The sequence below is a fragment of the Arthrobacter sp. 49Tsu3.1M3 genome (assembly GCF_900168135.1).
GTDB lineage: Bacteria > Actinomycetota > Actinomycetes > Actinomycetales > Micrococcaceae > Arthrobacter.
The window spans coordinates 83,957-95,330 of sequence record NZ_FUZD01000008.1 but is presented as its reverse complement, the minus strand read 5'-3'; the positions used below and the strand labels follow the sequence as shown (position 1 = coordinate 95,330).

Sequence of the window (11,374 nt, the reverse complement as noted above, 5' to 3'; positions counted from 1 at the left end):
AGCATGGATTGGCGTAACCGCGCAGCCTGCCTTGACAAGGACCCGGAGCTGTTCTTCCCTGTAGGAAACACCGGACCTGCCCTCCTGCAGATCGAGGAAGCGAAAAGTGTTTGCCGGCGCTGCCCGGTCGTGGACACCTGCCTGCAGTGGGCATTGGAGTCCGGCCAGGATGCCGGAGTGTGGGGCGGCATGAGCGAGGACGAGCGCCGCGCCCTCAAGCGCCGCGCAGCACGGGCACGGCGCGCTTCCTGATTCTGCTGCCCAAGCACCGGCAGCTACAGTGCCGGCAGCGATGGCACGACCCTGCAGCAATGGCCGCGGACCCACAGTCCGCGGCCATTGCCCGTTTAAGCCGGTGCGCCCGGCATCAGTGCGGCGTCAGGCTGTCAGCGCGGCGTCAGGCTCAGGACAATCTGGACTGCGGTTCCCCCGCCGTCCCGTCCCTGCCAGTGGATGGTGCCACCGAGTTCACTCATGACCAGCGTGCGGACAATCTGCAGCCCCAGGCCCTCGACATACGGCGTGTCCGGCAGCCCTACGCCGTCGTCCTCCACCGTCACGGTGAGAAGTTCATCCCCGTCCTCGCTCTCCGACCGGTCGGCGACGAGCCAGACAGTACCGGTGCGCCCCTCCAGCCCGTGCTCGACGGCGTTCGTGACCAGCTCGTTGATGACCAGGGCCAACGGGGTGGCGAAGTCGCTCGGCAGTTCGCCGAAGAGGCCGGAACGCTGTGTCTTGACCTGCTGCGAGGGCGAGGCGACCTCGGCAGAGAGCCGGAACTGGCGGCCGATGAGTTCGTCAAAATCAACGCTCTGGGTCAGGCCCTGCGAGAGCGTCTCATGCACGAGGGCAATGGTCGCCACCCGCCGCATGGCTTGCTCGAGCCCCTGTTTGGCCTCGTCGCTGACCATGCGCCGCGACTGCATCCGCAACAGTGCGGCGACGGTCTGCAGGTTGTTCTTCACCCGGTGATGGATTTCGCGGATCGTGGCGTCCTTGGTGACCAGCTCCATCTCCCGGCGGCGCAGCTCCGAGACGTCCCGGCACAGTACCAAGGCGCCGAACCGCTGCTGCTCGTCGCGCAGCGGGATGGCGCGCAGCGAAAGACTCACGCCGCGTGACTCGATTTCACTGCGCCACGGCATCCGGCCCGTGACGACGAGCGGCAGTGTTTCATCGACCATGCGCCGGTCCCGCAGAAGCCCGGCCGTGACCTCGGCGAGGGACCGGCCCTCAAGGGACTCGCCGTCGCCGAGGCGGCGGAACGCGGAGACCCCGTTGGGGCTGGCATACTGCACGATCCCCTCGGCGTCGAGCCTGATCAAACCGTCACCCACACGGGGCGCGCCGCGGCGCGAGCCTGTGGGCGACGCGAAGTCCGGCCACAGGCCCAGGGTCCCCATGCGCAGCAGATCGTAGGCGCACTGCCGGTAGGTGAGCTCGAGCCGGGAGGGCATCCGCGAACTCGACAGGTCCATGTGGGAGGTCACGATCGCCAGGGTGCGGCCGTTGCGGACCATCGGGACCGCCTCGACCCGCAGGGCCATGTCGCTGCTCCAGTTGGTCTCGTTGGAGCGCTCGATCGCGCGGCTCTCCCACGCCTTGTCGACCAGCGGCTGCAGGTCCGACCGAATCCCCTCCCCCACGAAGTCGGCGTGGAACACCGTGTGCGTGGTGGAGGGGCGGACGTGGGCCAGGGCCACATAGCCGAACTCCGGGTGCGGAAACCACAGGGCTAGGTCGGCGAACGCGAGGTCGGCGACCATCTGCCAGTCGCCGACCAGGAGATGCAGCCATTCGGCATCCCCCGGGCCAAAATCAGCATGTTCCCTGATTGGGTCCGTAAAGATTGCCACAGCACCTCCATTTGCGACGCCAGGGACGGCAGCCCCTTAGCGTCGGACGATTGACCTCAAGAGCCTCAATGCTACCGACAGTGAGGCCATGTCATCGGCCTCGAGCGCATTGACCTCGTCAAACATTGACTTCGCCCGGCCCAGCTGCTCCGCGTTCTGGCCTTCCCAGACCGCAAGACGCTCCTCCGCGGGAGTCCCGGCCGGGGTGCACTCCAGCACCGCCGTCGTCATGTCCGAGACGGTGGAGTAGAGGTCATCGCGCAGGGCTGCGCGGGCCAGGGCCTGCCAGCGGTCCTCCCTCGGCAGCTTGGTGATGCGTTCGAGCAGGGAATCCGCATGGAAGCGGTTGAAGACCGTGTAGTACACGTGGGCAATATCGGCCACGGATTCCTTGCTGCCGTGGACGATCTTGGCGATGTCCAGGAGCACGAAGCTCTCGAACAGTTCCGCCCAGCGGTGTGCCAGGTCCTCCGGCAGGTCCCAGCTGCGCGCCTTCTCCAGCCATTCGGCCACCCGGGCGCGGTCGTCGCCCCGGAGGTAGTCGAGCAGCCGGGCGCGCATGGGATCCATCAGCGGCTTGAATTCGGCCACGATCTCCGCGATCGGACGGGACGCCGAGCCCTGGCCGAGGAGCCACCGGACGGCGCGGTCCAGCAGCCGCCGGATGTCCAGGTGGACGGTGCTCCAGTGTTCGGTCGGGAACGACGCCGGCAGTTCGTTGAGTTCCTTGACCATGATGTCGAGCTCGTAGACCTCGCGCAGGGCCACAAACGCCTTGGCGACGGCGGCCTCCGTGGCCGAGGTCTCCTCGATGGCACGGAACGCGAAGGTGATGCCGCCGAGGTTGATCATGTCGTTGGCAACCACGGTCGCGATGATCTCGCGGCGCAGCGGGTGGGTGTCCAGTTCGGCGTCGAACCTCTCCCGCAGCTGCTCCGGGAAGTAGGCGCGCAGCGTCATGCGGAACCACGGGTCATCGGCGAGGTCGCTGTCGCGCAAGGCGGTGGCAAGTTCGATCTTGGCGTAGGCGGCCAGGACCGACAGCTCCGGGGAGGTCAGCCCCTGGCCCTGTTCCAGGCGCTCGCGCAGCGTCTCCGTGGTGGGCAGGGCCTCGAGGTCCCGCTTGAGGTCCGCCGACTTTTCCAGCCAGTCCATGAGCCGTTCGTAGCTCGGGCTCCATTCGGAGACCCGCATCCGGTCGTTGAGGAGCAGGATGTTCTGGTCGATGTTGTCCTCGAGCACGAGCCGGCCGACCTCGTCGGTCATCGAGGCCAGGAAGTCCGCACGCTCGGCGGGCTCAAGCTTGCCTGCCGCCACCATCCGGTCCACGAAGATCTTGATGTTGACCTCGTGGTCCGAGCAGTCGACGCCGGCCGAGTTGTCGATCGCGTCCGTGTTGAGGATGACGCCCTGCAGCGCGGCCTCGATGCGTCCGCGCTGGGTCATCCCCAGGTTTCCGCCTTCCCCGACCACCTTGACCCGCAGTTCGCGGCCGTCAACGCGGATGGCGTCATTGGCTTTGTCGCCGACCTCGGCATTCGTTTCGGTGCTGGCCTTGACATAGGTGCCGATGCCGCCGTTGTAGAGCAGGTCGGCCGGGGCGAGCAGGATGGCGCGCAGGAGCTCCGGCGGGCTCAGTTCCGTGGTGCCCTCCGGGAGGCCGAGGGCGGTACGGACCTGTGCGGACACGGGGATCGACTTGGCCTGCCGGGCAAAGACGCCGCCGCCTTCGCTGATGAGCGACTTGTCGTAGTCATCCCAGGAGGACCGGGGCAGTTCGAAGAGCCGCTGGCGCTCCGCGTAGGACGTTGCCTCGTTAGGGGTGGGGTCCAGGAAGATGTGCCGGTGGTCGAAGGCAGCCAGCAGGCGGATGTGCTTGGAGAGCAGCATGCCGTTGCCGAACACGTCGCCGGACATGTCGCCGACGCCTACCACGGTGAACGGCTCGGCCTGGGTGTCGAGGTCCAGTTCGCTGAAGTGGCGCTTGACCGACTCCCACGCGCCGCGGGCGGTGATGCCCATGGCCTTGTGGTCATAGCCGACGGAGCCGCCGGAGGCGAAGGCGTCGCCGAGCCAGAAGCTGTATTCGCCGGCCAGTCCGTTGGCGATGTCGGAGAAGGACGCAGTACCCTTGTCGGCCGCGACCACAAGGTAGGAATCGTCGTCGTCATGACGCACGACGTCGGCCGGGGGCTGGACGGTTTCGCCCTCGGGCGTCACGATCAGGTTGTCCGTGATGTCCAGGAGTCCGCGGATGAACGTTTTGTAGCTCTCAACACCTTCGGCCATCCAGGCGCTGCGGTCTGCTGCGGGGTCCGGGAGCTGCTTGGCGTAGAAGCCGCCCTTGGCGCCTGTCGGAACAATGACGGCGTTCTTGACGGTCTGCGCCTTCACCAGGCCCAGGATCTCGGTGCGGAAGTCCTCGCGCCGGTCCGACCAGCGCAGGCCGCCGCGGGCCACCTTGCCGAAGCGCAGGTGCACGCCCTCGACCCGGGGCGAGTAGACCCAGATCTCGAACATCGGCCGCGGGAACGGCAGGCCCTCGATCAGGGACGGATCCAGTTTGAAGCTCAGGTGGGGCTTGTTCTGGAAGTAGTTCGTGCGGAGTGTGGCCTGGATCAGGTTCTTGAACGTGCGCAGCAGGCGGTCGGCGTCGAGGGTCGCGACCTGCTCGATCGCTGCATCCAGTCCGGCGAGGACCTCTACCTCCCTGAGCACGCGGTCGGAGTCGCTGAGCGCCGGGTCGAACCGTGCTGTGAACAGGTCGCTGAGTCCCCGGGTGACATCCGGGTTCGCCAGCAGGGTGTCAGCCAGGAATCCGAAGGAGTTGGTGTTGCCCATTTGGCGCATGTACTTGGCGTAAGCGCGCAGCACGACAACCTGGCGCCAGTGCATACGCTCCCGCAGCACCAGCCGGTCGAAGCTGTCGGATTCCACGGCGCCGGTCACGGCCGCGCCGAAGAACTCGCCCAGCAGCTGGCCCGTTGCTTGGGGATCCACGCCGGCGGGGTACTTGAGGCCGAGGTCGTAGAGGAAGAAGTCCCGGTGATCCGCGGTCTCGATCTCGAACGGGCGTTCGTCCAGGACCTCGAGGCCGAGGTTGTGGAAGTACGGCAGGATCTGGCTCAGGCTCTTCGGCTCCAGCATGTAGAGCTTGACCCGGGCGTCCTCTTCCAGTGTGGCTCCGGCGCCGTCGGGGAGGTACACGTGAACGCCGGGGTGCTCCTTGACGGCTTCGCCGGCCCGTTCGGCCGCGGCACCGTACTTTTCGAAGCGGTCGATGTCCTGCAGCGCGTCTTCGATCTCGTAGTCCACCCGGTATCCGGCCGGGAACGCCTCGGCCCAGATGGCTGCCAGTTCCTTGGCGCCGTCCTCCTTGGTGCCGCCGTCGCCGCGGGCGCGCAGAACTTCGGAAATGCCTTCGCCCCAGGAACGGGCGGCCCGGACCAGGCGCTTCTCCAGTTCGTCGCTGTTGACGTTGCTGACGTCGGCGTCCTTGGGCAGCCGGATCCGGAAGAAGAGGCGGGCCAGAGCGGACTCTGTCATGCGCGCCTCGTAGTCGATGGAGACGGCGTTGAAGGTCTCCCGCAGTTCCTGCTCAATGCGCAGGCGGACATTGGTAGTGTAGCGGTCGCGGGGCAGGTAGACGACGGCGGACATGAAGCGGCCGTAGATGTCCGGGCGGAGGAAGAGCCGGGTCCGGCGGCGTTCCTGCAGCCGCTGGATGCCGGTGGCGATGGCGGCGAGGTCCGGGATTTCGATCTGGAAGAGCTCATCGCGCGGATAGGTTTCAAGGATGCCCAGCAGGTCCTTGCCCGAGTGCGAGTCCGGCGGGAAGCCGGCGTCGCTGAGAACAGCAGCCACTTTCTCCCGGACGACGGGGATATCGCGGACGGAACCGGCGTAGGCGGTCGTGGCGAACAGGCCGATGAAGCGGCGTTCCCCGTTGACGTTGCCGGCGGCGTCGAAGCTTTTGACGCCGATGTAGTCCAGGTACGCCGGGCGGTGCACGGTGGAGCGGGAGTTCGCCTTGGTGATCACGAGCGCGCGCTTCTCGCGGGCCTTCTTCCGGCCGGCCTCGGTGAGGTGCTGGACCTGGCGGGTGTCCGCGCCGGCGCGGAGCAGGCCGAGGCCGCTTTCCTCGCGCAGTTCCAGGACATCCTCGCCGGATTCGTTCACGAGGTCGTATTCGCGGTAGCCGAGGAAGGTGAAGTTCCCGTCATCGAGCCAGCGGAGCAGGTCCTGGGCCTGGCGCAGCTCGGCAATCTGCGCGCGGTTGGCCACCCGGTCCAGATCCGCGGAAATCTCAAGGGCTTTCGTGCGCATCTTGGGCCAGTCTTCGACGGCGGCGCGGACGTCGCCCAGCACGCGGGAGATTCCCTTGACCAGCTCCGCGCGCTTCTCCTCGTCGACGAGGTCGATCTCGACGGCGATCCAGGATTCCATGTGCGAGGCGTTGTCGCCCTCGGCGATCAGGTGCGACAAGTTTGGCATGGCCGCCGTGTCACCGCTGGAAATGCCAAGGTGGGAGGGGACGCGGGCCACCTTGACGAGGTTTCCGGTCTCCCGGTTGCGGGTCACCACGAAAAGCGGGTGCAGCACGAGGTGGATGGGCGCGTTCTGGCGGACCAGCTCGGCGTTGACGGAGTCCACGAGGAAGGGCATATCGTCGGTGACGATGTACAGGACGCTGCAGTCTGCCTCGTCACGAAGGTCGATGTTCGCGATGCCTGGCTTCCTCGCCGCCGCGATCTGGCGGTGGGTTTCGGTCCTTGCCGTCAGGACTTCCTGGGGATAGGCCCGGAAATCCTCCTCCGCGAGGTGCTCGTAGTAATCCCCGAGGTAGCTTTCGCTGCTACCGATCGAAACGGGCTGATCCTCCACGCTGGACCCAGACGACATCGAAACGCCTCCATAAAAGAAGTTCACAGCCGCCTCTTTGCGGCCCTTACGTTGACACTAACCCTTTGCCCGGCGTCGTGCTGTGGAATAAAAGACAAAGGATTTCTTATTTCGCTGGGCAGGTGCACAAACCAAAATGGCGATCGCGTGCCTCAACTCGGATTCAGGGGCGCATTCAAGCAAAAGTGCCCCGGCCAGGAGGGCGGCGTCGCTCGCCGCGGGGTCGGAGGGCAGGAACGCAGTCAATGGCGCCGAGGGGCCGTACCGCTCCCAGGCGGCCCGCAGCTGGCGTTCGGGCGAGCGTCCAACGGCGGAGGTCCTGACTTTATTCAGGACCACTTGCGGCGCCGCCTGCGGGACGGCCGTCCGGAGCTCGGAAAGGCCGCGGACGAGCCTCGGCACCCCGATGGAGTCCGCCGCCCCGACGGCAAAGACCGTGTCGGCCAGCTCCAGGCTTCGCAGGGTCGCGGCGTTGCGGCGTGGCGCGCCACTGTCAAAGCCGAGCTCGTCATCGGCTTCGAGGCAGAAGCCGGTGTCCACCACAGTCACATCCGCAATCTCCCGGGCCCGTTCCAGCACCAGCGTGAGGGCGGCGGCGCGCAGTTCCGTCCAGCGGTCTGCCCGCGTAATCCCGGTGAGCACCCGCAGCGAGCCGGCCCTGGTCGGCACGGTCGTGGCGATCCTGAGCAGGGCATCGGCGTCAAGCAGGCCCTGGTCTGCCAGCCGGCAGGCCTGGGCCAGCCCGGCGGCCTCGTCAAGCAGACCCAGGAGGGCGGCCACGCTGGCACCGTAGCTGTCGGCGTCGACCAGCAGCACGGAATGCCCTTCCGCGGCCAGCTCCCCCGCTATGTTGGCGGCCACCAGGGTCCGGCCCGGCGCGCCGGCCGGACCCCAGACCGCAATGATCCGGCCCTTCGCGCCTGGGCTTGCGGTGACGGTCTGCGCCCCGGAAGACCGCGGCACCTGCCCTGCGGCGGCGACGGACGCCGCGCCGTCACCCGCGGCCGGCCCGGGCCCCTCTCCGGTGCCACTGAGCTGCGCCACCGCTGCGGAAATTCTCGCCGCCAGGGCCGCGGCGTCAACGGCCCGGGCTTCCGCTGCCACGCCAATTGTCCGCAGGCGGACAATTTCCTCCGGATTGTCGGTCAAGGCGATGACGACGACCCCGACGGCGGACAGCCGGTCCACCAGCGAGGCCGTCAGCTCTTCGCTGCCGGCCGCTACGACGGCGGCGCGGGCCAACCCGCTCTGGCAGGCGGCCAGCAGTTCCGCCAGCTCGCTGCACCGCCGGACAACGGACACAGGCCCGTGCAGCCGCTCCAGTCCGCCGACCAGGTCATCATGGGAGTCCCCCACAGTCACCACGGGAATGCTCATCGCGAGGTACCGCCCGGATTCCACACGACCGCGATCTTTGCTTTGTTGGCCTGGGCCCCAAGCAACTTGGGCATCTGGGCGTCGGGGACGAGCACCATGACCACCGTGGAACGTGAGGAGCCCAGGGCTGCGCTTCCCGGGGTGATCTGGGCAATTTCGGCGCCGGAGAGGAGCAGGGAGGGCTCGCTGAAGCCGTTGCGGGTATCCGGCAACGCCACCCAGACATCCACGCGCGAGCCCGCCACGGCCTGGGCGGGAAGGGTCTCCTCGACGGTGACAGCCACGGGCTTGCGGTCCAGGCCGTCGAGCTGCCCGACACTCTCACGCGGCAGCAGCTGGTCCTTGCCGATCCGCTGCACGGCCACGAGCCCGGCATCCAGGCCGGTCTCCGGGGTCAGGTAGTGCTGTTCCACCTCGCCGAGCCGTACCTTGACCCGGTGCAGCTTGTCGGTTGTCAGCGTCTCGCCGACGGCGATCGGCTCCCGCGCTGCGTACACTTCCGTGGTCTGGTCCGCGGCGCCGACCAGCGAGACCACGCCCGCCACGGATGCCAGGACCAGCAGGATTCCGACGAGGAGCCGGGGGTCTTTCCAGGACGGCCTTTTCAAACGGGCCCCTTCGGCTGCCGCGCTTCCACTCATGCGTCCGCTCCCCCCTGTCGTCGCCGTCCATTCCCGGGATGCCGGGCACCCCTATTGTTGCGCCCGGGCCGCCCGCGTGGAAGATCCGGAGCCAAACGGGTGCAAACTGTGGACAACGGCACCAGTAGGCCTCAACGGTGGCAAAATGGATTCATGCCCCGATTCCTGACTCTCGCTGACGTTGCCGAGCAGCTCCAGATCAACTCTCCGGCCGCCTACGCGCTCGTTCGCAGCGGCGAGCTGAAGGCAATCCAGGTGGGCGGACGCGGCCAGTGGCGCGTCGAGGAGAAGATGCTCGAGCAGTACATCCAGGAGCGCTATGCGGAGGCCAGCCGCATGATCGAAGAGGCCAAGGCGAAGTCCGCCGGAAGCTGAGCCTGGCGGGCTGACTAGCCGCCCGCGGCACCTACGGACCTGATGCCCGTGAGGGCGCTGAAGGGGATGGCAATCACCTGCCGGGCGTTCGCCGGAGGCTGTTCCCCGCCGTCCCGTGTCACGGCCAGGTCCAGGAAGTCCCTGCCGACCGTGTCGATGATGCCGTGGAGCCCGGAATCCGCCCTCCCGTGACCGGCGAAGATAGTCACCCGTGCACGGTTCCTGGCGAGTCCCCGGAGGGCGCTGCCCAAACCTAGCCGCCGGCGGACGGTTGACGGTTCGGAGACCGCCACCCGCGAAAGACCCCCATAGTGCGCGGCCGCTGCGTAGGGAATGAGTACCTGGTGTTGGGGCTCGTCAAGGACCAGGGCTTCGCTGCCCGCGTGGCTCAGCACTCCCTCGAACGCCCGCCCCGAGGACAGATGCACGCGGATACCGAGGCCGAGGGACCCTCGGAGCCGGTCCGCGAGCTGCACTCCCGCAGAGTCCACGAGTGCACGCTCGGCTATTTCAGCCTCTAATTCCAGCCGCTGGCGCGCGGCCAGCTGTGCCTCCATGTCCTCAAACAAGGCGTCCCACCGCATGGCGCCAGCGTAGGCCGGCCTCCCGCACTGGTCAATCCGCTGGCCTCCCCTATCCACAGGCAAGGACGGCATCTAGACAAACGAAGCACAACAGGATCAGACTTCATTAAACAGCATTTAAAGTATTCAAATGGCATCAAACATTATCAAACTGTACGCAGTTCGACTGGAGGAACAGCCATGCACCGGAGAGCGACGCCGCACCCAGGAGCCCGGCCCCTGCCCGTCCCGCCGCCCGGGCAAACAGTCCGGGCCGACGCCGCCATGGCCGCCGCCATCCTGCTGCTCGGGATCTTCCTCGCGGCCACGGGAAGTTTCCTGATTCAGCGCTGGCAGTCCGGCTCGGCACGCCGGCAGTCGCTGTCCTTCGAGGACCAGCTCGGGATCGTGGCCAATACGACCGGGCTGATTGTCATCACCTGGTGGGTGATGTCGCTCGCCTTCGCCGTCGCAGCGGCACTGCTGGACCGCCTCGGCAGGACCCGCGCGGCGGCCGCCACGGGACGGTTCAGCCCGGCGTTCATGCGGCGGCTCGTGCTCGCCGCCGTAGGACTGCAGCTGCTGACGGCGCCGCTGGCCAGCGCGGCCACTGGCGGGCCCGGCCCGGACAGACCCGGCCCGGCAGCAGTATCGGCTTCGTGGACCCCGTCACCCGTGCAGGCCTTGGCACCGGACCCACAACGGCCGGGAGCCGGTCCAGCGCTGGATCCGCGGTGGAAGCCGCTGAGCCCGGTCGTGGATGCCGGACCGCTGGCTGCCCGCCATGTGCGCGCACAAGACATCCCCGGCGCCCGCAGGGAGGTCACGGTCCGGTCCGGCGATTCGCTGTGGAGCATCGCCGCGGCGGCGCTGGGGCCGTTGGCTTCCGACGCCGACATCGCCAGAGAGTGGCCCCGGCTCTATGCGGGCAACCGCGACGCTATCGGTGCCGACCCGCACTTCCTGCGGCCCGGACAGGTCCTGGTCCTCCCGCCGCCGAACTAGGGGGCCGCCTCACCACGGGCCGGGCAACTCCAGCCCCGGCCCCACCGCAGACCACAGGAGAAGCCGGTCGGAAGATTCGCCCGGCACCAGCCACCCGCATCCGCCACCCTCACCGACCTTCAGTCACCCGCACCAGCTATCAGCAAAGGAACCGTCATGAACGCAGTCACCGGGATCCGCTCAGCAGCGGCGACCCCCGTCCCGCACGCCCCGGCCCTCCGGGTTGTGTCCGGCACGGCAAATCCACCGGCCAACCACCCGACTGCGGCCCGGCCGCCGCTGCGCGTTGTCGACGAGGCCCGCGAGATCTGTGCGATTTCCCGGAGCACCGTGCAGGCGGCGATCGAAGTGCTGGCCGGGACGCGGCCCGCACAGCAGCTCTCCCGGCGGTTGGACCCGCGCTGCCTGGCGGCCCTGCAGCACCGCGCCGCATTGACCCGGCGGGTTGCCTCCGGCACTTCGCCGACGGCGGGCAGGTTGCACCGCAACCCGTCCGTCAGGTCCGTCCGGGCCTGCCGCGTGTCGGATGACGTCTACGAGGCCAGCGCGGTGGTGGTCGAGGAATCACGGGTTCGCGCGGTCGCGCTGAGGCTGGAGCGCGGCACGGCGGCCTGGCGCGTCACCGTGCTGGAGATCGGCTGAACGGCGCGGCCGC

9 protein-coding genes are annotated in these 11,374 nt (G+C 67.9%); 4 read left to right on the top strand and 5 right to left on the bottom strand.

Annotated elements, in window-relative coordinates; translation table 11 throughout:
* The first annotated feature begins 3 nt into the window (after positions 1–3).
* Positions 4–252, top strand: coding sequence for a WhiB family transcriptional regulator (locus tag B5X90_RS11195; protein WP_003804966.1), 249 nt, complete (start codon positions 4–6; stop codon positions 250–252).
* 134 nt (positions 253–386) lie between these two features.
* Here the strand turns inward: B5X90_RS11195 and B5X90_RS11190 are convergent, their stop codons facing one another.
* From B5X90_RS11190 to B5X90_RS11175, 4 genes are read right to left on the bottom strand one after another with little or no spacing between them, the layout of a single operon-like run.
* The gene (locus tag B5X90_RS11190) at positions 387–1,856 is read right to left on the bottom strand and encodes a sensor histidine kinase (protein ID WP_079552959.1); all 1,470 of its coding nucleotides are present in this window, start codon (positions 1,854–1,856) and stop codon (positions 387–389) included.
* Positions 1,857–1,892: 36 nt separating this feature from the next.
* A complete protein-coding gene (locus tag B5X90_RS11185) occupies positions 1,893–6,758 on the bottom strand; it encodes an NAD-glutamate dehydrogenase (protein ID WP_079552957.1) in 4,866 nt (1,621 codons plus the stop codon).
* A gap of 57 nt (positions 6,759–6,815) precedes the next feature.
* A complete protein-coding gene (locus tag B5X90_RS11180) occupies positions 6,816–8,135 on the bottom strand; it encodes an AAA family ATPase (RefSeq protein WP_079552955.1) in 1,320 nt (439 codons plus the stop codon).
* Complete coding sequence (locus tag B5X90_RS11175) at positions 8,132–8,776, bottom strand: hypothetical protein (RefSeq protein WP_079552953.1); 645 nt, start codon at positions 8,774–8,776, stop codon at positions 8,132–8,134. Before B5X90_RS11175 ends, B5X90_RS11180 begins: the two co-directional genes overlap by 4 nt.
* Before the next feature lie 153 nt (positions 8,777–8,929).
* Between B5X90_RS11175 and B5X90_RS11170 the strand changes: the two genes are divergently transcribed.
* The gene (locus B5X90_RS11170) at positions 8,930–9,151 is read left to right on the top strand and encodes a helix-turn-helix domain-containing protein (RefSeq protein WP_018775212.1); all 222 of its coding nucleotides are present in this window, start codon (positions 8,930–8,932) and stop codon (positions 9,149–9,151) included.
* 14 nt (positions 9,152–9,165) lie between these two features.
* Here B5X90_RS11170 and B5X90_RS11165 read toward each other — a convergent pair whose 3' ends face one another.
* Complete coding sequence (locus B5X90_RS11165; RefSeq protein ID WP_079553078.1) at positions 9,166–9,735, bottom strand: hypothetical protein; 570 nt, start codon at positions 9,733–9,735, stop codon at positions 9,166–9,168.
* A gap of 180 nt (positions 9,736–9,915) precedes the next feature.
* On the opposite strand from B5X90_RS11165, the gene B5X90_RS11160 reads away from it, so the two are divergent.
* Together B5X90_RS11160 and B5X90_RS11155 are read left to right on the top strand one after the other, a co-directional pair.
* Positions 9,916–10,719, top strand: coding sequence for a LysM peptidoglycan-binding domain-containing protein (locus tag B5X90_RS11160; protein ID WP_079552951.1), 804 nt, complete (start codon positions 9,916–9,918; stop codon positions 10,717–10,719).
* A gap of 156 nt (positions 10,720–10,875) precedes the next feature.
* A complete protein-coding gene (locus tag B5X90_RS11155) occupies positions 10,876–11,361 on the top strand; it encodes an Rv3235 family protein (RefSeq protein ID WP_079552949.1) in 486 nt (161 codons plus the stop codon).
* Positions 11,362–11,374: the final 13 nt, after the last annotated feature.

Coding starts and splice junctions, on each gene's coding strand:
- B5X90_RS11175 (WP_079552953.1), bottom strand. CDS start 8,776: ATGAGTGGAAGCGCGGCAGCCGAAGGGGCCCGTTTGAAAAGGCCGTCC.
- B5X90_RS11165 (WP_079553078.1), bottom strand. CDS start 9,735: ATGCGGTGGGACGCCTTGTTTGAGGACATGGAGGCACAGCTGGCCGCG.
- B5X90_RS11185 (WP_079552957.1), bottom strand. CDS start 6,758: ATGTCGTCTGGGTCCAGCGTGGAGGATCAGCCCGTTTCGATCGGTAGC.
- B5X90_RS11180 (WP_079552955.1), bottom strand. CDS start 8,135: ATGAGCATTCCCGTGGTGACTGTGGGGGACTCCCATGATGACCTGGTC.
- B5X90_RS11195 (WP_003804966.1), top strand. CDS start 4: ATGGATTGGCGTAACCGCGCAGCCTGCCTTGACAAGGACCCGGAGCTG.
- B5X90_RS11155 (WP_079552949.1), top strand. CDS start 10,876: ATGAACGCAGTCACCGGGATCCGCTCAGCAGCGGCGACCCCCGTCCCG.
- B5X90_RS11160 (WP_079552951.1), top strand. CDS start 9,916: ATGCACCGGAGAGCGACGCCGCACCCAGGAGCCCGGCCCCTGCCCGTC.
- B5X90_RS11170 (WP_018775212.1), top strand. CDS start 8,930: ATGCCCCGATTCCTGACTCTCGCTGACGTTGCCGAGCAGCTCCAGATC.